Source organism: Campylobacter sp. CFSAN093227, assembly GCF_012897855.1.
GTDB classification, from domain to species: Bacteria; Campylobacterota; Campylobacteria; order Campylobacterales; family Campylobacteraceae; genus Campylobacter_D; species Campylobacter_D jejuni.
In genome coordinates, this window is sequence record NZ_CP040610.1 from 86,591 (window position 1) to 109,565 (window position 22,975).

Consider the following 22,975-nt stretch of genomic DNA (forward strand, 5'->3'; position numbering starts at 1 on the left):
ATATTTGTTGAAATAAAACTTAAATTTTTTTAATTATTTCACTATAACTTCAGGGATGATTCCTTGTAAGAAAAAAGCTATAATGCAAGTCCAAATTCCTATTAAAATAATAAAAGCTACAGAATATTTTAATGTGAATTTGAAAAGATCAGATTCTTTTCCCACAAGTCCAACCGCTGCACAAGCTATAGCAATGCTTTGTGGACTGATCATCTTCCCAACAACCCCACCTACTGAATTAGCTGCTAAAAATAAAGCTTCGCTAATACCTAGTTTTTGAGCGCTTACTTGTTGCAAGGTTCCAAAAAGTAAATTAGCACTTGTATCAGAGCCTGTTAAAAATACCCCTATCCAGCCAATGATTGGTGAAAAGAAAGAAAAAGCATCACCTGTGTGTGCAAAAGCAAGTCCTAAAGTAGTGCTCATACCACTATTTTTAGAGATAAAAGCAAAGGCCACAACCAAACCTATGGTGATACAAGGTATAGCCATTTCTTTTAAGGTAACCCAAAAGCATTCTGCAGCATCTTCGGCTTTGATTTTTAAAATAGCTATAGTTAAAAAAGCGGCAAGTAAAATCGCTGTTCCTGCTTGAGCTACGGTTTTTCCATTGATTAAATCTACACCCAAGGCCAAAGATAAAGGCTTAGCTTCTCCTATGCCTGTGATAGAAGGGCTTAAAATTCCAGTTGTGATATTGCTAAATTGTAAAGTAATACTTGTATAGCTTAAAATTCCGTCCTTATCAAAGAGAGCTTTAAACCAAGGTTGTGTCCAAATGATAATACAAACAATGAGTAAAATAAAAGGTGACCAAGCTTTTAAAATTTGATTAAAACTTAAGGTGTTATCTTGAGTGAAATTGCTTTCATTGTCAAATCTAAAAATATTTTTTGGTTTCCAAAATTTCAAAAATACAGTCGTAACTGCTAAAGAAACCACAGCTGAAATAATATCAGGTAATTCCGCTCCTAGGTGATTTGAGCTTAAAAATTGAGTAGTTGTAAAACTTAGCGCCGCAACTAAAATAGCTGGAAAAGTTTCTTTAATACCTTTAAATCCATCCATTAAAAAAACTATGAAAAAAGGTATAGTAAGGCTTAAAGGAACTAGCATTCTACCTACCATGGCAGAAACTGAATGCTGTTCTATGCCGACAAGATTTGCCATAGCAATAATAGGAATTCCCACCGCACCAAAAGCAACAGGAGCGGTATTTGCGATAAGACAAAGCCCTGCAGCTTGTAAAGGACGCAAGCCAAGTCCTACTAAAAGTGCAGCGGTTATAGCCACAGGGCCACCAAAACCTATAGCACCCTCTAAAAATGAACCAAAACAAAAACCTATTAAAATCACTTGAATTCTATGATCTGGAGTAATGCTCATCACGCTTTTTTTAATGATTTCAAAAGAACCTGACTTGATAGAAAGTTTGTAAAGAAAGATTGCCGCGATGATAATCCAAGCTATAGGCCACATACCATTTGTAAAGCCTTGAATAAAACTTGCACCCACTAAATTCCAAGGCATTTTATAGGCAAATAAAGCTACTAAAGTAGCAAGTATAACAGTTAAAAAACCTGCTTGATAGCCTTTAAGTTTTAAAACAACCAAACAAACTAAAAAACATAGTATAGGTAAAAATGCCACTAAAGCACTTAGCCAAATGTTTGAAAAAGGGTCATAAATTTGTTGCCATGTTAAAATTTGTTCCAATTTTTCCTCCTTGATAATTATTATGTATAAATTTATTGTAACAAAAAATTAAATTAAAATAAAAGAATTATAAAGTAAGGTAAATTACATTGTATTATTATTAATTATTTTGTGTATTTTAGTAATATCATAAATATTAAATAAATATAAAAATAGAACAAGATAAAAATCTTATTCTAAAGGGGTAGCAGCTGTTAAAGGTGGGGTTATAATCATTAGTTCATTTACTTCAGCAAAAAAAATAGGATCTAGGGTGCAAGGGGCTATTCCAAAGCGTTTTTGTATAGGAATATTTGGATTAAAAAAAGTTACTATACATTCATCAGATTCCAAAACTAAAGAACGAATTTGCACAGCTGAAGTTGTTGTTGGCATTATAGAAAATACAGTTTCTAATTTACCATCTTTTAGATCATCTTGACAAGATTTTGCTCCAAAGGTTCCATCTTCTAAGATGGCTAAACAAAGATCGCTTTCTTTTGGATTTGTAAATTGCACATAACCAAAAGGAAGTTCATCAGCTAATTTATCTTTTTGTTTTAACTCATCGCTTAAAACAATTTCTTTAATATTCCAATTTTGATCAATAGGATCTTTTGAGGTATCCCTAAAGGCGCTTAAAAAAATTCCCGTTTCTAAGCTTCTTATAGAAACCATTTCGGTAAAATCTTTCAAATCTCCAGTAGGAGTTGCAAAGGCTAAAGTTATAAACATAAAAAACAAAGTAATAATTTTTTTCATATTAAATGTCCTAAAATTTTCTAAAATTTACTGGAAAATGATCTGAAACTATATGAGATCTTAAACTTGCAAGCATTAAAATCGCAGCTAAAAGCGGTGGAGTATAGGTTTGTTGTCTATTTGAATTTCCTGTAATTGCATAATCAAGAGTCCCTCCGCTTGCTTGAGTTGCGCTAGTTGGAAAAACCACTCTAATTCTATTTGCTAATTCTCTATCCACTGTACTTGTTATAGTAGAAGGATCACGGTTAAAATCCCCTGCTATCATCCAGTTAACTCGAGGCATATTTGCAAAATGTGCATCTACAGCTGTGATAATTGCTCCTACATCTGTTCCTCCATTAGCTAAAGCATGGATATTGAAAAAAGCATCATTTCCATTGCGAATTCCTATAATGGGTCTTGAAACTGTAGTAGGTGGAGGTAAAACAATCACTTCTTCAGCTTGCATTCTTGAAACTATAGCTAAATTTACACGATTAGCTCCTACATCAACGCGAGAATAATAAATAAAAACCCTATCAGGCCTTGAAAGAGTTCCTAAATTCCACTCATATTCATCAATAGGTGTTCCACCTTGTTGCACATGGCGTCCTGTTGGAGTGGCTGTTCTTGGTAAAGTTCCTGCTTCTTGTATCATTAAGATATCTAAGGGGTTTGCTCCACTTACAAGTTGTCTTACGCTAACACTCCATTTGCTTTCTGTGGCTGCGGATGAGCCTTGCAAATTCCAAGTGCCAACATTAAAATTTTCTAAATTTGCAAAAGCAAGGTTAAAAGATAAAAATAAACATATAATTTTTTTCATCGTACCTCTCCTTGGCGATATAAAGGTTTTGCGGTAAAAGGCGGAGTAGTTAAAAACCATTGTTGATCAAAATTATCTTTTTTTGCACACTCTACGGTAAAAATTTTAAAAACCTTGTGAAAATCACCATAAAGATTTGTAATAGGTGCTTGTATGCATTTTCCATTTCCTAAATTTTTAATTTGAACCGCTGTATTGCTCATAGGGATAAGTTTCCACATTTGTGCGTGATTGCTTGCATCGCAAGGATAATGGACAATTCCATTACCATAAGCATTAAGACAAGTATTGGTTTTGGCATTTTTAATCATTGCAAAATCATTAGGATAAAGCAAAAGTTGCCAAACTCTAGCATCGCCAAATCCTTTGCTATCGATTAAAGTATAGCCCCAAATCCAATTTCCTTGTGCTAAAGCCCAAACCGTTAAAGCTGCTCCGCTAGGGCCTAAAATGGTTAAAAAATCAGAAACCGCAGGGCGATTTTCAAAAATTAAAACATCATTAAAAGCTTCGTCTTTAAAGCGAGGATTGATCCCATTTGCTGCATTATTGTTGGCACTATTGCTTGTTCTAGTTAAAGGTGGGGTAATAGGAGTAATAGGTACTAAATCAGCACCGCTAATTAAACTTGGAATTTCTTGATTGGTAGGAAAAGTAGGTTCAAGTCCTAGTTTTAAAGGATCAGTATCTTCAAATTCTCCAAATGAACGCCCCAAAGGATTTACATTTTCAAATTTAGAAGAACATGCATAAAGAAAAAAAGTCATAAAACAACATAAAATAAAAACTATAATTTTTTGCATTAAAAACCTTGATATGTATTTAAATTTTTAAGAAAATAATAACATAAATTTCATTATAATTTTCCGCTTTTTAAAAATGTTTTATTTTGTTGTTTTTAAAGGTAGAATTTACATGTATCTTAAACACTTATATTTTAGCATCTCTCAAATTTTTAATTTTTACAAAGAAGGTTTTAAAAATTTAACTCTTGGAAAGACCCTTTGGAAAATTATTTTTATCAAACTTTTTGTTATGTTTGTGATTTTAAAACTTTTTGTTTTTGATGTAAATTTTAATTCTATTTTTAAAAGCGACAAAGAAAAAAGCACTTTTGTACTCAAAAATCTTACACTCGAAGGAAAATAAATGAACGAACTTAGTAGCGTTGATTGGTCAAGAGCGCAGTTTGCTTTAACTGCACTTTATCATTTTTTGTTTGTGCCTTTAACCTTAGGCTTGTCTTTTATGATCGCTATCATGGAAACCATCTATGTAAAAACTAAAAATGAAAGATGGAAAAAAATCACCAAATTTTGGCTTTCATTATTTGCTATAAATTTTGCTATCGGTGTAGCTACAGGCATTATAATGGAATTTGAATTTGGAACAAACTGGGCAAATTATAGCTGGTTTGTGGGTGATATTTTTGGTGCACCTTTGGCGGTTGAAGGTATTATGGCATTTTTTTTAGAGGCTACTTTTTTTGCAGTTATGTTTTTTGGCTGGGATAAAGTAAGCAAGGGTTTTCACTTACTTTCAACTTGGTGTGTGGCTATAGGAAGTAATCTTTCTGCTTTTTGGATTTTAGTGGCAAATGGTTGGATGCAATATCCTGTAGGAATGAGCTTTAACCCTGACACAGCAAGAAATGAAATGCAAAGCTTTTTTGAAGTAGCACTTTCTCCTGTAGCTATTTCAAAATTTTTACATACCATAGGCAGTGGTTATGTGATTTCAGCTTTATTTGTAATGGGAATTTCAGCTTGGTTTATGTTAAAAGGACGCCATATTATCGAGGCTAAAAAAAGCTTAGTTGTAGGAGCTAGTTTTGGTTTGGTTTGTTCAATCTTTTTGTTTTTCAGCGGAGATGAAAGCGCTTACCGTGTAACTCAAACTCAACCTATGAAACTTGCAGCTATGGAAGGGGTTTATCAAGGTGAACATCGTGCAGGACTTGTACCTTTTGGAATTTTAAATCCTAAAAAAACCATAGATAATAACGAAAGTGTGTTTTTATTTGACATTACTATACCTTACGCTCTTTCTATATTAGGAAACCGTGATCCAAATTCTTTTGTTCCAGGAATTGAAGATTTGATCTATGGAAATGAAAGCAAAGGTATAGAACCTATGCAAAATCGTATCGATAGAGGAAAAATCGCTATACAAGCTCTAAAAGACTATAAACTTGCTAAAGAAAACAATGATACAATAGCTATGGCAAATCACAAATCCATTTTAGAAACTCATTTTAAAGATTTTGGTTATGGATATTTAGAAAAACCAAGCGATACTATTCCACCTGTGGCTTTAACTTTTTATAGCTTTCATATCATGGTTGCTTTAGGAAGTTTTTTCTTTTTACTTTTCATCGTTACGCTTTATCTTACCATGGCAAATGATATTGAGAAATTTAGAAAAGTACTTTGGGTGTGTTTGTTATCCATTCCATTGGGTTATATTGCCGCTGAAGCAGGTTGGATTGTTGCTGAAGTAGGCAGACAACCTTGGGCAATTCAAGACTTGCTTCCTGTACATATCGCAGCAACACAACTTGGAAAAGTCAATGTTCAAATTTCATTTTGGATTTTTGCAGTACTTTTTACAGCCTTATTGATTGCAGAAGTTAAAATCATGCTTACTCAGATTAAAAAAGGTTTTGACGCACATGCAGGACATACTCCACTTATGGGCAAAGGAGAAAAATAATGTTTTTTGGTTTAGAACTTGAAGGTTTGCAAATTTATTGGTGGTTGATTTTAAGTTTACTCGGCGGACTTTTGGTTTTTATGTTTTTTGTCCAAGGTGGACAGACTTTAATCGATGAGCTTAGCAAGGATGAGCTTGAAAAAACCATGCTAGTCAATTCTTTAGGGCGTAAATGGGAGCTTGGTTTTACAACTCTCGTACTTTTTGGTGGAGCAGCTTTTGCGGCTTTTCCACTTTTTTATAGTACAAGTTTTGGCGGTGCTTATTGGGCTTGGCTTTGTATTTTATTTTGTTTTATCTTGCAAGCTGTAGCTTATGAATATCGCAAAAAAGAAAATAATGTTTATGGCTCTAAAACCTATGAAATTTTTCTTAAAATCAATGGCTATTTAGGTGTGTTTTTAATCGGAGTTGCGGTAAGTAGCTTTTTTAGCGGCTCTGAATTTATCTTAAATGAGCATAATTTTGTTTCTTGGCAAAATCCTTTGCATGGCTTAGAACTTTTACTTAATCCTTTTAATTATCTCTTAGGCTTAGCTTTAGTATTTTTAGCAAGGCTTTTAGGTGCAGCGTATTTTATGAACAATATCAATGATGAGAATATCAAAATAAGAGCTATGAAAAAACTCATGGTCAATAGCATTTTATTTTTACCTTTTTTCTTAGGTTTTTTAGTGTGGATTTTCTTAAAAGATGGTTTTAGTGTAGATGCAAATGGAGTTGTAAGCATGAGTGCGAATTTGTATTTATATAATTTCTTAAATCAAATGATTTTTGCTATCTTGCTTGTTGTTGGTGTGATTTTAGTGCTTTTAGGTATGGTTCAAGGAGCAAAAGGTTGCTCTAAAGCTATTTTTACCCTAGGACTTGGAACGGTTTTAACAGTTTTTGCTTTATTATCAAGCATTGGTTTAGGTCAAAGTGCTTTTTACCCATCTTTAAGTGATTTGCAAAGTTCTTTAACTTTAAAAAATGCAAGTTCAAGCTATTATACTCTAAGCGTCATGGCTTATGTGTCTTTACTTGTACCTTTTGTTTTAGCTTATATTATCTATGTCTGGAATGCAATGGATAAAGTAAAAATCACACGCGAAGAAATCGCAAACGATGATCACGCATATTAAGGAGAAAAAATGTTACATGCTTTGTTTTTATTGGCTTGGCCTTTAGTAATTTATCTAAGCTATAAATTTATCATGCTAAATATCAATCAATTAGAAAAAGATAGCAAACTATAAAGCAAGATAAGATTTAAACCGATATAAGTATAAATCTTTTCAAAATATTGCAATTTGCCCATTTTTGGGCATCTTTTAATTATAAATCTTTTAAAGCTTCATTAGCAGCATCAAGGGCGTGAATAAGACTTGTATCAAAAATTTTGATATTTGTATCATTTTTGGATATTAATAAACCAATTTCAGTGCAAGCTAAAAGCACTCCCTTTGCCCCTTTTTCTTGTAGTTTTTTTATAATATTTAAATATTTTTCTTTAGATTCTTGCTTGATTTCACCTTTACAAAGCTCATTAAAAATAATATCATTAACGATTTTTATATCTTCATCGCTAGGAATAATAACGCTAATATTTTCTTCAATCAGCATTTTTTTATAAAAATCCTGAGTCATTGTGTATTTAGTACCCAATAAACCAATTTTTTGTATGTTTTCTTGTTTTAAAGCCTTAGCAGAACTTTTTGCAATATGTAAAATAGGGATATTTATATTTTGTTGAATTTCATCAAAAACCTTATGCATAGTATTAGTTGCAATTATTATAAAATTAGCCCCTGCAAGTTCTAATTTTTTAGCACATTGAGTCAAAATTTGTGCAGCTTCTTGCCATTTATCTTGGCTTTGTAAATTTTCTATTTCTTCAAAATTAACACTGTAAAGTAAAATTTTTGCAGAATTTAAAGATTTTAATTTATCATTTATAGCTTGATTTATTGTTTTATAATAAGTAATAGTGCTTTCAAAACTCATTCCGCCTATAATACCAATGGTTTTCATTTTTCTCCTTAAGAATTAATTTTTGAGTCGTTTTATTACAATATATTTCATAGAAATATGATTTATTTTTAAATAAATAAATATATTTTAATATTTTTATTAAAGTTTAAAATAATTTTTTAAACTATTTTCCAATCTATAGGAATTTTACCAACTTTTTTTAAAAATTCATTAGCCTTTGAAAAATGCTTACAACCTAAAAATCCTGTTCTAGCTAAAGGACTTGGGTGAGCTGCTTTTAAAATCAAATGCTTAGTATTATCAATCAAAATCTCCTTGTTTTTTGCGTAATTTCCCCAAAGCATAAAAACAAGCCCTGATTTTTCATTACTTAATTTATGTATTATAGCATCACTAAATTCTTGCCAACCCCACGAACTATGGCTAGCTGCTTTATTTGCTTCAACGCTAAGAATAGAATTTAAGAGCAAAACTCCTTGTTTTGCCCAAGAGCTTAAATCTCCGCTTTTTGCTGGAGTGATGTTTAAATCATTTTGCAATTCTTTAAAAATATTATTAAGACTTGGTGGGATTTTTACATTTTTTGGAACCGAAAAACTAAGCCCCATTGCTTGATTTGGTTGATGATAAGGATCTTGTCCTAGGATAATAATTTTAATTTCTTTTAAAGGACATAAATTAAAAGCATTAAAGATTAAATTTGCAGGCGGATAAATAACTATATTTTGATTAATCGCATTTAGGTATTGTTTTTTGATTTCTAGAAAATATTTTTTTTGAAATTCGTCTCTTAAAAATTCTTTCCAGTCATCATTTATTTTAATCTTATCTATGTTTATTGTAATTTCTTCCATATTATCCCTAATTATTTAAATTATTAAAAATTTTATTCTAACAAAAAAGCTTGCAAAAATATATTAATTTTTTTTGAAGTAAATAAAATTTTTTATATTAATAAAAATTAAATATAAAGACATAATAGGATATAAAAATACTTAATTTATTGTATTTGAAAGTAGTTTTCTTATTAACCAATTATTAACTAAAAATGCAATATCATTATTTTATGATTTAAATCAAAAATTTTTGATTTTAAATTAAAATACTTTTATGGAAGGTTCAAAATGGGAACAAGAAAAGAACATGATTTTATTGGGGAATTAGAAATCTCTGATGAGGTTTATTATGGAGTGCAAACTTTTAGAGCTGTTGAAAATTTTGATATTTCTCATGATAGATTAAAAGATTTTCCTCGCTTTGTTAGAGCTTTGGCTAGAGTAAAAAAAGCTGCAGCTATGGCAAATCATGAATTAGGTCTTTTGGATAAAAATATCCAAGATGCGATTATTAAAGCGTGCGATAAAATTTTAGAAGGCGGGTATTATGATCAATTTGTAGTAGATATGATCCAAGGAGGTGCTGGAACAAGTACAAATATGAATGCTAATGAAGTTATAGCGAATATAGGACTTGAACTTATGGGTCATAAAAAAGGTGAATACCAATATCTTCATCCAAATGATCATGTTAATTTAAGCCAAAGTACTAATGATGCTTATCCTACGGCTTTACACCTTGCCTTGCATGATTATTTAAGTGATTTGGCAAAAGCTATGGAACATCTAAAAAAAGCTTATGAGAGAAAAGCTGAAGAATTTAAAGATGTTCTTAAAATGGGTAGAACCCAACTGCAAGATGCTGTACCTATGACTTTAGGTCGTGAATTTAAAACTTTTGCCGTAATGATAGGTGAAGATATACAAAGAGTATTAGAAGCTAGAAAATTGATTTTAGAGATCAATTTGGGTGGAACTGCTATTGGAACGGGAATTAATTCTCATCCTGATTATCCGAAGGTTGTAGAAAGAAAAATAAGAGAAGTGACAGGTTTTGAATATACTGTGGCTGAGGATTTGATCGAGGCGACTCAAGATACGGGAGCTTATGTACAAATTTCAGGTGTTTTAAAACGTGTTGCAACAAAACTTTCTAAAGTATGTAATGACTTAAGACTTTTAAGTAGTGGTCCAAAATGTGGTCTTAATGAGATTAATCTTCCAAAAATGCAACCAGGTAGTTCTATCATGCCAGGTAAGGTAAATCCTGTTATTCCTGAAGTAGTTAATCAAGTTTGTTATTTTGTTATTGGAGCAGACGTAACTGTAACTTTTGCTTGTGAGGGTGGACAATTACAACTTAATGTTTTTGAACCAGTTGTAGCATATAGCTTATTTAATTCTGTTGTAATGCTAGAAAAAGCAATGTATACTTTAGCTGATAAATGTATAGATGGTATTACCGCAAATGAAAAAATTTGTTCAGACTTTGTCTATAATTCAGTAGGTATAGTAACAGCTTTAAATCCTTATATTGGTTATGAAAATTCAGCTTCTATAGCTAAAGAGGCAATGAACACTGGAAAAAGAGTGGCTGATATTGCGCTTGAAAGAGGGCTTTTAAGTAAAGAACAAATTGATGAAATTTTAACTCCATCAAATATGCTAAATCCTCACATGGAAGCTAAAAAATAGCATTTTAGGATTTAATATGGATATAATGATAATTTTGCAAGTAATCGTCCTTCTTGGGGCGATTTTTATCGGTATTCGCCTAGGCGGCATTGCTATAGGTTATGCTGGAGGATTAGGTGTAGTTATACTAGGACTTGTTTTAGGTATGAAACCTGGTAATATTCCTTGGGATGTTATTTTAATTATTGCTGCAGCTATTGCAGCAATTTCTGCTATGCAACAAGCAGGTGGACTTGATTACATGGTAAGGGTGACAGAAAAAATTTTAAGATCAAGCCCTAAATTTATAAATTATTTAGCTCCAGCTTGTGGATGGTTGCTTACAATCTTAGCAGGAACAGGAAATGCAGTATTTTCTTTAATGCCTGTTGTAGTTGATGTTGCAAAATCTCAAAACATAAAACCTAGTGTTCCACTTTCATTAATGGTTGTTTCTTCGCAAATTGGAATCACTGCTTCTCCTGTAAGTGCAGCTGTGGTTTATATGAGCGGAGTTTTAGAGCCACTTGGATGGAATTATCCAACTTTAATTGGAATTTGGATTAGCACAACTTTTGTAGCTTGTATGCTTGCAGCTTTTATAGTGAGTTTAATCACTCCTATGGATTTGAGTAAGGATAGTGTTTATCAAGAACGATTAAAAGCAGGACTTGTAAAGGATGCAGGAGCTGTTTTGCATGGCGAAGATAAACCAGGTGCTAAACTTTCAGTGGTAATTTTCTTGATCACTGTTTTGGCAGTTGTACTTTATGCAACCGCAATTTCAAGTAATATTAAATGGATTGATCCTGTTGTGGTTCCAAGAGATGCAGCTATTATGAGCTTTTTACTTACTGCAGCAACTTTGATCACTTGGCTTTGTAAAGTTGAACCAGGTAAAATTCTTGACACTAGTGTATTTAAAAGCGGTATGACTGCTTGTGTTTGTGTTTTTGGTGTAGCATGGCTTGGAAATACTTTTGTTGCAGGACACGAAGCTTCTATCAAAGAAGTAGCAGGCGACTGGGTTAAACAAACCCCTGCTATGTTAGCAGTTGCATTTTTCTTTGCAAGTATGCTTTTATATTCCCAAGCAGCAACCGCAAAGGCCATTGTACCTGTAATTATCACTGCTTTAGGAATTTCAGCAGCAAATCCGCATGATTCTTATATGCTTGTAGCTTGTTTTGCAGCAGTTTCGGCACTTTTTGTGCTTCCAACTTATCCAACCTTGCTTGGTGCAGTGCAAATGGATGATACAGGAACGACTAGAATTGGTAAATTTATATTTAATCACTCATTCTTTATACCAGGGGTTTTAGCTATTGCAATTGCTGTAGTATTAGGCTTTGTATTAGCTCCTATGCTTATTTAAATCAAACCCTAGGTTTTTCTCCTAGGGTTAAATTTTTTTCATTAGTTTTTAAGTATATACTACGTTATAATATTCATTTTCAATTTTCTTTAAGAAAGGAATTTAATGAAGATAAAAGTTGGGTTGATTTTTTCAGGTATTGTTTGCCTTTTTTTAACAGCTTGTGTTAATCAGGTTAAACAAAATACAACATTTGAAAATACTTTAACACAAAAATATTGTGGTGATGATTTTTTCAATCAAAATTTAGAAAAAATTAAAAAAAATGATGATGTCATTTATACAGGATTAAATGCAGGTTTGATTGCTAGAAATTGTGGTGATTTTAATAAAAGTAATGTATTTTTTGATGCTGTAGAAGAATCTTATAAATATGATGTGGATTTAGAAAATGTAAGCCCTAAAGCAACTAAATTTGTTGGTACAACCTTGCTTAATGATACTATAGTAGATTATGATGGTTCTTTATATGAAAGAATTATGGTTAATATATATAAAGCTCTAAACTATATGGAAGAAGATGATTATGAAAATGCAAGAGTTGAGTTTAATCGTGCTTTAATGCGTCAAGATAAGGCAAAAGAATATTTTGCTAAAGAAATTGAAAAAAATCGTGCTGATTTAGATAAGGCAAAAGAAGATAAAAATTATGATAAAAATATGAATGAAAATTCAAAAGTTATAGAAGAGCAATATGACAACTTATTTAAAGAATTTGATACAACAAAAAATTTCATAAATCCTTATGCGACTTATCTTGCTTCAATATTTTTCTTTATGGATAAAGATTATAGAAAAGCTGCAGATTTATTTAGAGAAGTAGCTATTATTTATCCAAAAAACAAAACTATCAAAAAAGAGGCTAAAATTTTTAAAGAATATGCCACAAAAATAAAAGTCAAAAAAGCTAAAAAATATGTTTTTGTAGTTTATGAAAATGGATTTGGTGTAGTTAAGGATGAATTTGCTTTAACCTTACCTTTTATAGTGGATAAAAAAATTATTAGCACAAATATTGCTTTACAAACCTTAAAAAAAAGGGAAGCTTCTTTTGCAAATTTAAATATAAATGGTCAAAATACAAATGATTTTGTAGATTTAGACAATATTGTCGCTACTGAATTTAAAATAAATATGCCTGCAATGATTGCTAAAGCCTTAGCTCAAACTATAATTAAAACCACTTTAAATGTAGCTGTTGCAAATAATGACTCTACAGGTGGATGGCTAAGTCTTGCAACAGCAGTAGCAACTGCTGCAACCAATAAAGCTGATGTGCGTTCTTGGAGAGGTTTACCAAAAAGTATTGCCATAGCAACAATAGAAAACGACGGAAATTTAGAAATCAAAGATCCACAAGGCAATATTTTGTTTCAAAAATCATTGGATAAAAATAAAAATGCTCTTGTGATAGTGCGTTCTTTTGCTCCGTATTTACCCGCAAGTGTTGCTATCATGGAAAAATAAGGCTAAAAGATGAAAAAAAATATTTTATTTATTTTAATGTTTTTACTTAGTGCTTGTGCACCAAGTTATCAAATAAATTCAAATCAAAATACTGTAATTTTAGGTTCAAATTTACCAAAAAGTTTAGTAAAACAATTTCAAAAGCGTATAAATAGCAATGGTTATTTAGAATTTGAAGTGATTTTACGCAGTACTTTTGCTAAAGATGTAATTTATAAAGTGGATTGGTTAGATAAAGATGGTTTTGTGCTAAGAGATGTTTTAAATGAGGACTATCAAGCCCTTAGAATTCCAGCAGGACAAGAGGTAATTCTTCGTAAACTTGCATCTGATACAAGAGCGAAGGATTTTAGATTAGAAATTAAAGCAAAAAATTAATCTCATTTGTAGGAAGGATAAATCATGAAAAAAACAAAAATTTTAGGAACAGCTCTTATTGGAGCTTTGCTTTTTAGTGGTTGTGCGCAAACAGCTTATACAGATGGAAAGGCAAGTCAGGTAAAAAAAGGCGATGCTTTAACCTTGGGTCTTGATAGACAAGATTTTGAAAGTGCAGCTGAAACTATGATAAATAGTATGTTAAGCGATCCTGCTTTTGCAAATATTAAACCAGGTACAAGAAAGGTTATTGCTATTGGTAGGGTTGTGAATGATACCCCGCAAAGAATCGATACTGAAAAACTCACCGCAAAAATCACTTCTGCATTAAGAAAATCAGGTAAATTTGTTCTAACTTCAGCAGTTGCTGCAGGCGGAGCACTTGATAGCATGAGTGAAGATGTAAGAGAATTAAGAGATAATGATGAGTTTAATCAAAAAACCATAGCAAAAAAAGGGACATTGGTATCGCCTGATTTTTCTCTTGCGGGTAAAATTAGACAAGATAATGTAAAACTTAGCAATGGTAAAACTCAAGTAGAATACTTTTTCTTGCTAAGACTTACTGATCTAACATCAGGTTTAGTTTATTGGGAAGATGAACAAACTATTGATAAAACCGGTTCTAGTAAATCAGTTACTTGGTAAAATAAAAATTAATTTATGAATAAATTTTTTTAGCTCAAGTGTTTAGCTTGGGCTTTTTTTATGATTTTTAAAAGGATACGAAATGAAAAAAATATTATTTATCGGCTCTTTAGTTATGGCAAGTTTACTTTATGCACAAGGTTCCCAGCCTGTAGAAATTACACAACAAGATATAAATATTCAAAATGAAATGTCTGACGCAAGTACTAAGGATATTACCCCAAAATCAATTGAAGATTTTTTTGAAGAATTTGCCGATAATTTCGGTATAGAATATGGTATAACCAAAGATGGAAAAACTTTTTATACAGGAAAAAGTACTGTTGCTGTAAATGATACTGATCCACAATTTGCACAAGCTTTACAAAATGCTTATCAAAAAGCAATGTTAAATTTACAAAGCGAATTTATAAGAGATGCTTTTGGAAGAATTGCTACAAGCAAGATTCAAAATTATGAAGCAGACAATTCTACTAATGCTAAGGAATTTGATGAATTGCCAAAAGGTGATAAGGTTGATCAAATTTTAAATAAACTTACACAATTAGCTGGTGCTCAGCTTGATAAGGCATTAAAAGATTTAGGTATAGATACAAATTCTTTAAGCGAAGACAGAAAAAAGACTTTATTAAAGCAAGAATTTCTTAATAAAACTATGACAAATGCCATAGGTTCTATGAGTGGACTTGTTCCTGTGTAAACTATAGTTACACAAAGAAGAGGTGAGTATGATGTAGGTGTTATTGCTGTTATTTCCAATAAAACTCGCCAATTAGCAAAAGATATGGCACTAGCAAGACAGAGTGCTATTAAGGGTAAAGGCAAGGCAATAAGTGAGTATCTGCCAAAAGATACAAAAGGCTTTTAAATGAATATGGAATTCGCTTAGTTTATGATGAAAATGGTGCACCTATTATTTTAAGTTATGGAAACTGGGGTTATGTAGCAGATCCTAGCAATGCTAAAAAAACAAATATTTTAGAAGATAGAGCCAAAGAAACAGCACTTACTATGGCTGATGCTGCTATTATAGAGTTTATTAATACAAATTTAAGTCTTAAAGATGAAAGAACAACTGGTGATACTTACGAGGAAATCATCAAACAAAGTATTAATGTTAATGATAGTTCCACTCAAGAACAAACTCAAAACATAACAAATATTATTGACAAAGTAAATAGTAAAATAAAAGCAAGCGCAAGCGGTAAAATTCGTGGTATTCGTACTCTTAAAAAATGGAGCTATACAAGTGAAAATGGTATTGAACATGTAGGAGCTGTGAGATTTTATTCTTATGAAAATTTAGCTAACACAAATGAGGCTTTAAATTCAAAGTCAAATGCAACAAAAAATGAAGCTAAAAAATCTTCTAGCATACAAAGAAGTTCTAATGTTGTAAATAGCATGGATGATTTTTAAAGGTAAAAGATGAAAATAATTAAAATTCTTTTTTTAGGCTTATTTTTAAGCCTAAGTCTTAATGCTAAAGTTATAACCACAACTTCAACAAAATCAAGCACAGGTGAAGGCACAGGCTTGACTAGGGAAGATGCGATAAACAATGCCATTATAGAAGCTATAGGAAAAATGAGTGGAGTAAGCATCAATTCTCTTAAGAAATCTAACACTAGCGTTTCAACTGATAATTCAGGTTCAAATATACAAGATAATTACAGCGAGCAAATTTCAAAAGCCACCAAAGGTAGAGCTGATACTTATGAAATCAATAGTGTTGAACAAGATGTAAATGGTAAATATACAGCCAATGTAACGATTTTTAAAACCACAACAACAAAAAAGTATCAAGCTCCAGGTTTAAGTGCAGATAATAGAAGAAGTATTACTGTTTTTGATTCTACTCCAGATGCTGCAAAAAGAGGTATAGGCTCAGCTTTGCAACAAAAAATCATTTCTGATTTATTGCAAAGTCGTAAATTTAATGTTTTAGACCGTGATTCTAGTGGCTATTATGAAATGGAAAAAGCTTTAATCAAAAGTGGCGACGCAGCTAGCGATGAAGTTTATAAACTTAAAAATGTGTTAGCAACAGATTATATTTTATTGTTTTCTATTTCAGGACTTGAAGGTAAACAAAAAACAAGCAATTTAACAGGAAAAAGCAAAACTGAAATTGAAGTTATCGTAGATTATCGTGTGCTTTTATTTGCTACAAGACAAATTAAATTTTCTAATACTTTAAGCATGAAAGTCAATCTTAAAGACAATAGTCTTAGTGCCAATGAAACCGCACTCAAACAAATTGCAAATCGTATAGCAGGAGATATTTTAAACGCAATTTATCCTTTGAAAGTTGCAAGTGTTGAAAACAATGAAGTAATATTTTCTCAAAGCTTAAATCAAGGTGATGTTTATGAATGTTTTGCTCTTGGCAAGGCTATAAAAGATACTTATACAAAAGAAAATACAGGAAGAGTAGAAAGCAAAACAGGAAGTATTGAAATCACTCGCACAAGCCCTAAATTTTCTTATGCAAAAATCACAGAAGGTAGTGTAAAAGTGGGCGATATTTGCAGACCTTTAAGTAATACTGGTAGTGGAAATGGCTACACTATAGGTCGTGATGCAAATTATCAAACCCAAGAAGGCGGCGGAGTAAATCTAGGCTTTTAAATTTTTAGAGTTTGATTTTTCTCAAACTCTAAACTCTTTCTTAAATTCATCAAAAATTAAAGAAAAATTTTGTAAAATCGAAATTTTATTAAACCACTAAAGCTTTTAAATCCGTTATTACGGTGCTTTATGGTACTACCAATTTATAAGGAAAAGCAATGTATGCTATTATCAAACACAGCGGAAAGCAATACAAAGTAAGTGTTGGCGATGAGCTAAAACTAGATCACTTTGAAGCTGAAAGCAAAGCAAGTATTGAAGTAAGCGAAGTTCTTGCTATCAATGATAAAGAATTAAAGGTAGGTGCGCCTTTCGTAGCAGGTGCAAAAGTTGTTTTGGAAGTGATCAATCACGGAAAAGATAAAAAAGTTGTGATTTACAAAAAAAGACGCAGAAAAGATTCTAAACTCAAACGCGGTTTTAGAAGACAATTTACTCGCGTTGTAGTAAAAGATATTAAAGCTTAAGGAGTAAAGAATGGCACACAAGAAAGGTCAAGGTTCAACTCAAAATAACCGCGATTCCATAGGTCGTCGTTTAGGTGTTAAAAAATTTGGTGGCGAGTTTGTTAGAGCTGGAAATATCATCATCCGCCAAAGAGGAACTGCAACTCATGCAGGTAACAATGTAGGCATGGGAAAAGATCATACTATCTTTGCTCTAATTGATGGTTTTGTAAAATTCGAAAGAAAAGACAAAGATAGAAAAAAAGTTTCTGTATATCCTGCATAAGTTTTTAGGACGCTTTTTAGCGTCTTGAAAACTTTAAATTTATAAATTTAACTTCTTTTATTTACTCAAATTTAGCTTTATAAATTTAAAGTCAAAGGCAATTTAAATGTTTATTGATAGTGTTAAAATTACTTTAGCTTCAGGCGATGGTGGCAAAGGTGCTGTAAGTTTTCGCCGTGAAAAACATGTTCCACTTGGTGGCCCTGATGGAGGAGATGGTGGAAATGGTGGTGATATTATTTTCGTATGTGATAATAATACCCACACTCTTGTAAATTTCAAAGGCAAAAGAGAATTACGCGCGCAAAATGGTGCTGGTGGAATGGGACGCAATAAAAATGGCAAAAAGGGTGAAAATTTAGAACTTATAGTGCCCGAAGGAACGCAAGTTATCGATGTACAAACCAATGAAATTTTACTTGATCTTACCAAAGAAGGACAAAGAGAGCTTTTTTTAAAAGGTGGAAAAGGTGGACTTGGCAACACCCATTTTAAACACGCCACCAATCAACGCCCCGATTACGCACAACCTGGTATAAAAGGAGAAAGTCGCTTAGTCAGACTTGAACTTAAACTTATTGCCGATGTAGGGCTTGTGGGCTTTCCAAATGTGGGAAAATCTACTCTTATAAGCGTTGTTTCAAATGCAAAACCTGAAATTGCAAATTATGAATTTACCACCCTTACTCCAAAACTTGGACTTGTAGATGTAGATGAGTATAATTCCTTTGTTATGGCTGATATTCCAGGGATTATCGAAGGAGCAAGTGGGGGTAAAGGCTTAGGACTTGCCTTTTTAAAGCACATAGAAAGAACGAGCTTTTTACTTTTCGTGCTAGATCCTATGAGGCAAATGCCTTTAAAAGAACAATTTATAGTACTAAGAAAAGAACTTGAAAAATTTTCCAATGAACTTTTTGGGCGTAAATTTGGCATCATGATTTCAAAAAGTGATAGTGTTCGTTTAGGAGAGGAATTTGCTGAGCAAATTGCTTTAAACATTAATGAGTTAGACAATTATCTCAAAGAAATAAATAATCCACAAAGCTTTTTAATCAAAGTCTCAAGCCTTGAAAAAACAGGACTTAAAGAACTTAAATTCATGCTTTTAGAAGAAATTAAAACTTTAAGAAATAACAAATAAAAATTTTAACAATCTAGGAAGTGTTTTATATTAAAAATTTCAAACACTCCCTATTTTTTCAAAAAATAACTAGTTTATATGAAATTTTGGCTAAAATTATAAAAATTTTTCAAGGAATAAGCATGAAAAGAATAGTTGTTAAAGTGGGTTCTCATGTGATTAGCGAAGAAAACACTTTAAATTTTGAGCGTCTTAAAAATTTAGTCGCATTTTTAGCTAAACTCATGGAAAAATATGAAGTAATTTTAGTAACCTCGGCGGCTATTTCGGCAGGACACACCAAACTAGATATCGATAGAAAAAACCTTATTAATAAACAAGTTTTAGCTGCTATTGGACAACCTTTTTTAATTAGTGTTTATAACGAGCTTTTAGCCAAATTTAACAAACTAGGCGGACAAATTTTACTTACAGGCAAGGATTTTGACTCTAGAAAAGCTACCAAACACGCAAAAAATGCTATCGATATGATGATAAATTTAGGAATTTTGCCTATTATCAATGAAAATGACGCTACAGCTATAGAAGAAATTGTCTTTGGTGATAATGATAGTTTAAGTGCTTATGCTACGCATTTTTTTGATGCGGATTTGCTTGTGATTTTAAGCGATATTGATGGATTTTACGATAAAAATCCTAGTGAATTTAGTGATGCAAAGCGTTTAGAAAAAATCACTCATATTAAAGAAGAATGGCTACAAGCAACCATAAAAACAGGTAGTGAGCACGGAACAGGTGGCATAGTAACCAAACTTAAGGCAGCTAAATTTTTACTTGAACACAATAAAAAAATGTTTTTAGCAAGTGGCTTTGATTTAAGTGTGGCAAAGACATTTTTATTAGAAGATAAACAAATAGGTGGAACTTTGTTTGAGTGATTAATTTATTAAATTCTCTTTTAAAATCAAATAAGCTATAATTAAAACTTTTAATTTCACACAAAGCGAAAAAATGAAAAAAATTATTTTTATGGGCACTCCATCTTACGCAACTTGTATTTTAAAAGCACTAGTAGAAAATGAAAATTTTAAACTCGTAGCACTTTTTACTCAGCCTGATAAAGCCGTAGGTAGAAAGCAAATTTTAACTCCAAGTGATACTAAGGCTTTTTTAAGTCAAAATTATCCTAGTATTCCTATTTTTACTCCAAGTTCTTTAAAAGATAAAAATATTATAAGAGAGATTAAGGATTTAAATCCTGATTTTATCGTGGTTGCTGCCTATGGAAAAATTTTACCTAAAGTCATTTTGGATTTAGCGCCTTGTGTGAATTTGCACGCTTCTTTACTTCCAAAATACCGTGGTGCCAGTCCGATCCAAAGTGCAATTTTAAATAAAGATGAAAAAAGTGGAGTTTGCACCATGCTCATGGAAGAAGGGCTTGACACAGGTGCTATACTTGAAAGCTTAGAATGTGATATAAAAGATAAAAATTCAAGTGAAGTTTTTGAACTTTTAGCAAATTTGGCCGCTAAGCTGATCCTCTCTACTCTTTTAAATTTTGATAAAATCACCCCTAAAAAACAAGAGGAAAGTCTAGCAACGCTTTGTAGAAAAATCAAAAAAGAAGATGGGCTTATAAATTTGCAAAATGCAAGAGAACTTTATCAAAAATATCTAGCTTTCACCCCTTGGCCTGGAGTTTTCTTGGAAAATGGACTTAAATTCTTAGAACTTGAACTTGTGGATGAATTAAAACAAAATGCTAAGATGGGTGAAATTTTAGAATTAGAAAAAGAAAGTTTTTTGCTTGCTTGCAAACAAGGAGTTTTGCGTATTAAAAAACTTCAAGAAAGTGGAAAAAAAGCTCTTGATGGCAGGACTTATTTAAATGGAAAAAGGCTTAAAAGTGAAGATAGTTTGTGTTGAAAGTATAGACTCAACTCATCTTTTTTTATGCGAGCAAATACGCAATGGAAAGATTGATGAAAATTTTGCTATTTATGCTTTAGAACAAACAAATGGAGTTGGAAGTAGGGAAAATTCTTGGCAAAGCTCTAAAGGAAATTTACATCTTTCTTTTTGTATTAAAGAAGAAGATTTACCAAAAGATTTACCTTTAGCTTCTGTGAGTATTTATTTTGCTTATTTACTTAAAGAACTTTTACAAGAAAAAGGTTCTAAAATTTGGCTTAAATGGCCTAACGATCTATATTTAGATGATAAAAAAGCTGGAGGAGTTATAAGTGCTAAAATTTCAAATTTTATCATAGGCGGTATGGGTTTAAATCTTAAATTTGCACCCCAAAATACAGCTTTATGCGATATAGAAATTTCGCTTAAAGATTTAGTGAGTGAGTTTTTGCAAAAAGTAGAAAAAAAAATTTTATGGAAGAATATTTTTAGCAAGTATATGTTAGAATTTGAAAAATCAAGAAAATTTAGCGTCCATCATGAAGGTAAAGTTTTTTCACTTGAAAATTCTTTTTTGTACGAAGATGGTTCAATTTTACTAGGCGATAAAAGGGTGTATAGTTTAAGATGAGCGAAATTATTACAATAGCAAATCAAAAAGGTGGAGTAGGAAAGACTACAACAGCAGTAAATTTAGCCGCTTCTTTGGCTGTGGCTGAAAAAAAAGTACTTTTGATTGATGTTGATCCACAAGCTAATGCGACTACAGGGCTTGGTTTTAATCGTAATAATTATGAGTATAATATTTACCATGTTTTTATAGGAAGAAAAAAGCTTTCAGATATTATTTTAAAAACAGAATTGCCACAACTTCATTTAGCTCCTTCAAATATAGGTCTTGTAGGTATAGAACAAGAGCTTGCTAAAGGTGAAAATAATGAGAAAAAAATGTTACTTAAAAATCAAATTCAAGAAGTAATTGATGAGTATGATTTTATTATTATTGATTCTCCACCTGCTCTTGGAAGTATTACTATAAATGCTTTTGCAGCAAGTGATAGCGTAATTATCCCTATACAGTGTGAATTTTATGCGCTTGAGGGTGTAGCTATGGTTTTAAATACAATTAAAATTATCAAAAAAACTATTAATTCTAAACTCAGGGTTCGTGGATTTTTACCGACAATGTATAGCTCTCAAAATAATCTTTCTAAAGATGTTGTAGATGATTTGAAACAAAATTTTAAAAAACAACTTTTTACTATTAATGGAAACGAAGATGACTTTATTGTGATCCCTCGCAATGTAAAACTTGCAGAAAGTCCAAGTTTTGGAAAGCCTATAATTCTTTATGATATTAAATCGCCAGGTTCTGTTGCTTATCAAAATTTGGCGTATTCTATATTAGGATAATTATAATGGGGTTAAATAAAGATAGGGGTTTAAGTAGTTTAATCAGTGATATGGATACTGTTTATAGCAAAGAATTGGGTTTTGATAAAAATCAAAGCACTATGATAGAAATTGATCAAATTTCACCCAATCCATTTCAGCCAAGAAAGAATTTTGATCAAGAAGCTTTAGATGAGCTTGCTAATTCTATCAAAGAATTTGGACTTATTCAGCCTATTATTGTATTTAAAAAAAATAATAAATTTATTTTAATTGCTGGGGAACGTCGCTTAAGAGCAGTGAAAGCATTAGGAAAAAAAGAAATTCTAGCTTTTATTGCTGATATTGATGAGAATAAACTTAGAGAATTGGCTCTTATTGAAAATATACAAAGAGAGAATTTAAACCCTATTGAACTTGCTAATTCTTATAAGGATTTGATGCAAGTTCATAAGATTACTCAAGAGAATTTAGCAGAACTTATTCATAAGTCTCGTACTCAAATAACAAATACTTTAAGACTTCTGAATTTAGATATTAGAACTCAAGAGTTGATTGCTTCTGGAAAAATTTCTCAGGGTCATGCTAAAGTTTTGGTTGGTTTAGATCAAAAAGATGAAAAAATGTTGGTTGATAGCATAATAGGTCAAAAACTTAATGTTAGAGATACTGAAAAAATAGTTAAAAAAATAAAAAATAATGAAAGCTTACCTAATCAAGAATTTGAAGATGAAATAAAAAAATTAAAACAAATACTAAATCGCTTTGGATTTGACTGCAAAAATAAAAATAATGATTTTGTAATTCATTTAGAAAATATTGATAAAATTAAAAAATTAATCAAAATGCTTGAAAAGTTTTAACCAAAATCTTAGCTTTTTTATGGTAAAATA

General features: G+C 31.4%; 23 protein-coding genes and 1 pseudogene. 18 read left to right on the top strand and 6 right to left on the bottom strand.

What is annotated here, in order from left to right; all coding sequences use genetic code 11:
- Positions 1-33 precede the first annotated feature (33 nt).
- The 4 genes from FBF06_RS00395 to cdtA all read right to left on the bottom strand — a co-directional run bounded on the left by FBF06_RS00395 (position 34) and on the right by cdtA (position 4,068).
- Positions 34-1,716 carry an L-lactate permease gene (locus FBF06_RS00395; RefSeq protein ID WP_002851907.1) on the bottom strand — a complete coding sequence of 561 codons (1,683 nt, stop codon included), beginning with the start codon at positions 1,714-1,716 and terminating at the stop codon, positions 34-36.
- A 171-nt stretch (positions 1,717-1,887) separates the two neighbouring features.
- On the bottom strand, positions 1,888-2,457 hold the full coding sequence (gene cdtC, locus FBF06_RS00400) for a cytolethal distending toxin subunit Cj-CdtC (protein ID WP_002851967.1): 570 nt from the start codon (positions 2,455-2,457) through the stop codon (positions 1,888-1,890).
- Between the two features lie 10 nt (positions 2,458-2,467).
- Positions 2,468-3,265 (bottom strand): cytolethal distending toxin nuclease subunit Cj-CdtB, encoded by a 798-nt coding sequence (cdtB, locus tag FBF06_RS00405; RefSeq protein ID WP_052796141.1) that lies wholly within the window; start codon positions 3,263-3,265, stop codon positions 2,468-2,470.
- Positions 3,262-4,068 carry a cytolethal distending toxin subunit Cj-CdtA gene (gene cdtA / locus FBF06_RS00410; RefSeq protein ID WP_002852021.1) on the bottom strand — a complete coding sequence of 269 codons (807 nt, stop codon included), beginning with the start codon at positions 4,066-4,068 and terminating at the stop codon, positions 3,262-3,264. Before cdtA ends, cdtB begins: the two co-directional genes overlap by 4 nt.
- 112 nt (positions 4,069-4,180) lie before the next feature.
- Between cdtA and FBF06_RS00415 the strand changes: the two genes are divergently transcribed.
- From FBF06_RS00415 to cydB, 3 genes are read left to right on the top strand one after another with little or no spacing between them, the layout of a single operon-like run.
- Positions 4,181-4,414, top strand: a complete 234-nt coding sequence (locus FBF06_RS00415; protein WP_002851632.1) for a DUF4492 domain-containing protein — start codon at positions 4,181-4,183, stop codon at positions 4,412-4,414.
- Positions 4,415-5,977 (top strand): cytochrome ubiquinol oxidase subunit I, encoded by a 1,563-nt coding sequence (locus FBF06_RS00420; RefSeq protein WP_002859765.1) that lies wholly within the window; start codon positions 4,415-4,417, stop codon positions 5,975-5,977.
- Entirely contained in the window at positions 5,977-7,101 is a 1,125-nt protein-coding gene (gene cydB / locus FBF06_RS00425; protein ID WP_002867829.1) for a cytochrome d ubiquinol oxidase subunit II, read from the top strand. Before FBF06_RS00420 ends, cydB begins: the two co-directional genes overlap by 1 nt.
- Positions 7,102-7,294: 193 nt before the next feature.
- Here the strand turns inward: cydB and FBF06_RS00430 are convergent, their stop codons facing one another.
- Positions 7,295-7,990, bottom strand: a complete 696-nt coding sequence (locus tag FBF06_RS00430) for an aspartate/glutamate racemase family protein (RefSeq protein WP_002867827.1) — start codon at positions 7,988-7,990, stop codon at positions 7,295-7,297.
- 119 nt (positions 7,991-8,109) lie between these two features.
- Positions 8,110-8,805 carry a uracil-DNA glycosylase gene (gene ung / locus FBF06_RS00435; RefSeq protein WP_002859767.1) on the bottom strand — a complete coding sequence of 232 codons (696 nt, stop codon included), beginning with the start codon at positions 8,803-8,805 and terminating at the stop codon, positions 8,110-8,112.
- A gap of 270 nt (positions 8,806-9,075) precedes the next feature.
- Between ung and aspA the strand changes: the two genes are divergently transcribed.
- From aspA to FBF06_RS00510, 15 genes and pseudogenes are all read left to right on the top strand, one after another.
- Entirely contained in the window at positions 9,076-10,482 is a 1,407-nt protein-coding gene (gene aspA, locus FBF06_RS00440) for an aspartate ammonia-lyase (RefSeq protein ID WP_002851742.1), read from the top strand.
- A 16-nt stretch (positions 10,483-10,498) separates the two neighbouring features.
- A complete protein-coding gene (locus FBF06_RS00445; protein ID WP_002859768.1) occupies positions 10,499-11,836 on the top strand; it encodes an anaerobic C4-dicarboxylate transporter in 1,338 nt (445 codons plus the stop codon).
- 105 nt (positions 11,837-11,941) lie between these two features.
- Positions 11,942-13,303, top strand: a complete 1,362-nt coding sequence (locus FBF06_RS00450; RefSeq protein ID WP_002860580.1) for a COG3014 family protein — start codon at positions 11,942-11,944, stop codon at positions 13,301-13,303.
- A gap of 9 nt (positions 13,304-13,312) precedes the next feature.
- Entirely contained in the window at positions 13,313-13,681 is a 369-nt protein-coding gene (locus tag FBF06_RS00455; RefSeq protein WP_002860581.1) for a YcfL family protein, read from the top strand.
- Positions 13,682-13,705: 24 nt separating this feature from the next.
- Complete coding sequence (gene lpoB / locus FBF06_RS00460; protein ID WP_002851945.1) at positions 13,706-14,329, top strand: penicillin-binding protein activator LpoB; 624 nt, start codon at positions 13,706-13,708, stop codon at positions 14,327-14,329.
- 82 nt (positions 14,330-14,411) lie between these two features.
- Positions 14,412-15,748: pseudogene (locus tag FBF06_RS00465) on the top strand (DUF6844 domain-containing protein).
- A 9-nt stretch (positions 15,749-15,757) separates the two neighbouring features.
- Positions 15,758-16,960 (top strand): CsgG/HfaB family protein, encoded by a 1,203-nt coding sequence (locus tag FBF06_RS00470; protein WP_002873439.1) that lies wholly within the window; start codon positions 15,758-15,760, stop codon positions 16,958-16,960.
- A 158-nt stretch (positions 16,961-17,118) separates the two neighbouring features.
- Complete coding sequence (rplU, locus tag FBF06_RS00475) at positions 17,119-17,427, top strand: 50S ribosomal protein L21 (protein ID WP_002778820.1); 309 nt, start codon at positions 17,119-17,121, stop codon at positions 17,425-17,427.
- A gap of 10 nt (positions 17,428-17,437) precedes the next feature.
- Positions 17,438-17,692, top strand: a complete 255-nt coding sequence (gene rpmA / locus FBF06_RS00480) for a 50S ribosomal protein L27 (protein WP_002800974.1) — start codon at positions 17,438-17,440, stop codon at positions 17,690-17,692.
- A gap of 106 nt (positions 17,693-17,798) precedes the next feature.
- Entirely contained in the window at positions 17,799-18,836 is a 1,038-nt protein-coding gene (obgE, locus tag FBF06_RS00485; RefSeq protein WP_002873440.1) for a GTPase ObgE, read from the top strand.
- 122 nt (positions 18,837-18,958) lie between these two features.
- Complete coding sequence (proB, locus tag FBF06_RS00490; RefSeq protein ID WP_002873441.1) at positions 18,959-19,714, top strand: glutamate 5-kinase; 756 nt, start codon at positions 18,959-18,961, stop codon at positions 19,712-19,714.
- A gap of 73 nt (positions 19,715-19,787) precedes the next feature.
- On the top strand, positions 19,788-20,705 hold the full coding sequence (gene fmt / locus FBF06_RS00495) for a methionyl-tRNA formyltransferase (protein ID WP_002901832.1): 918 nt from the start codon (positions 19,788-19,790) through the stop codon (positions 20,703-20,705).
- Positions 20,668-21,321: a biotin--[acetyl-CoA-carboxylase] ligase gene (locus tag FBF06_RS00500; RefSeq protein ID WP_052796142.1), complete on the top strand. Its 654-nt coding sequence runs from the start codon at positions 20,668-20,670 to the stop codon at positions 21,319-21,321. The genes fmt and FBF06_RS00500 overlap by 38 nt, the downstream gene beginning before the upstream one ends.
- Complete coding sequence (locus FBF06_RS00505) at positions 21,318-22,103, top strand: AAA family ATPase (RefSeq protein ID WP_002851697.1); 786 nt, start codon at positions 21,318-21,320, stop codon at positions 22,101-22,103. The genes FBF06_RS00500 and FBF06_RS00505 overlap by 4 nt, the downstream gene beginning before the upstream one ends.
- 5 nt (positions 22,104-22,108) lie before the next feature.
- Positions 22,109-22,945, top strand: a complete 837-nt coding sequence (locus FBF06_RS00510) for a ParB/RepB/Spo0J family partition protein (protein ID WP_002859778.1) — start codon at positions 22,109-22,111, stop codon at positions 22,943-22,945.
- The last annotated feature ends 30 nt before the right edge of the window (positions 22,946-22,975 follow it).

Bases quoted from the DNA above. Each gene is read 5' to 3' on its own strand.
- cdtC (WP_002851967.1), bottom strand. From the start codon at position 2,457: ATGAAAAAAATTATTACTTTGTTTTTTATGTTTATAACTTTAGCCTTT.
- cdtB (WP_052796141.1), bottom strand. From the start codon at position 3,265: ATGAAAAAAATTATATGTTTATTTTTATCTTTTAACCTTGCTTTTGCA.
- cdtA (WP_002852021.1), bottom strand. From the start codon at position 4,068: ATGCAAAAAATTATAGTTTTTATTTTATGTTGTTTTATGACTTTTTTT.
- FBF06_RS00415 (WP_002851632.1), top strand. From the start codon at position 4,181: ATGTATCTTAAACACTTATATTTTAGCATCTCTCAAATTTTTAATTTT.
- FBF06_RS00420 (WP_002859765.1), top strand. From the start codon at position 4,415: ATGAACGAACTTAGTAGCGTTGATTGGTCAAGAGCGCAGTTTGCTTTA.
- cydB (WP_002867829.1), top strand. From the start codon at position 5,977: ATGTTTTTTGGTTTAGAACTTGAAGGTTTGCAAATTTATTGGTGGTTG.
- FBF06_RS00430 (WP_002867827.1), bottom strand. From the start codon at position 7,990: ATGAAAACCATTGGTATTATAGGCGGAATGAGTTTTGAAAGCACTATT.
- ung (WP_002859767.1), bottom strand. From the start codon at position 8,805: ATGGAAGAAATTACAATAAACATAGATAAGATTAAAATAAATGATGAC.
- aspA (WP_002851742.1), top strand. From the start codon at position 9,076: ATGGGAACAAGAAAAGAACATGATTTTATTGGGGAATTAGAAATCTCT.
- FBF06_RS00445 (WP_002859768.1), top strand. From the start codon at position 10,499: ATGGATATAATGATAATTTTGCAAGTAATCGTCCTTCTTGGGGCGATT.
- FBF06_RS00450 (WP_002860580.1), top strand. From the start codon at position 11,942: ATGAAGATAAAAGTTGGGTTGATTTTTTCAGGTATTGTTTGCCTTTTT.
- FBF06_RS00455 (WP_002860581.1), top strand. From the start codon at position 13,313: ATGAAAAAAAATATTTTATTTATTTTAATGTTTTTACTTAGTGCTTGT.
- lpoB (WP_002851945.1), top strand. From the start codon at position 13,706: ATGAAAAAAACAAAAATTTTAGGAACAGCTCTTATTGGAGCTTTGCTT.
- FBF06_RS00470 (WP_002873439.1), top strand. From the start codon at position 15,758: ATGAAAATAATTAAAATTCTTTTTTTAGGCTTATTTTTAAGCCTAAGT.
- rplU (WP_002778820.1), top strand. From the start codon at position 17,119: ATGTATGCTATTATCAAACACAGCGGAAAGCAATACAAAGTAAGTGTT.
- rpmA (WP_002800974.1), top strand. From the start codon at position 17,438: ATGGCACACAAGAAAGGTCAAGGTTCAACTCAAAATAACCGCGATTCC.
- obgE (WP_002873440.1), top strand. From the start codon at position 17,799: ATGTTTATTGATAGTGTTAAAATTACTTTAGCTTCAGGCGATGGTGGC.
- proB (WP_002873441.1), top strand. From the start codon at position 18,959: ATGAAAAGAATAGTTGTTAAAGTGGGTTCTCATGTGATTAGCGAAGAA.
- fmt (WP_002901832.1), top strand. From the start codon at position 19,788: ATGAAAAAAATTATTTTTATGGGCACTCCATCTTACGCAACTTGTATT.
- FBF06_RS00500 (WP_052796142.1), top strand. From the start codon at position 20,668: ATGGAAAAAGGCTTAAAAGTGAAGATAGTTTGTGTTGAAAGTATAGAC.
- FBF06_RS00505 (WP_002851697.1), top strand. From the start codon at position 21,318: ATGAGCGAAATTATTACAATAGCAAATCAAAAAGGTGGAGTAGGAAAG.
- FBF06_RS00510 (WP_002859778.1), top strand. From the start codon at position 22,109: ATGGGGTTAAATAAAGATAGGGGTTTAAGTAGTTTAATCAGTGATATG.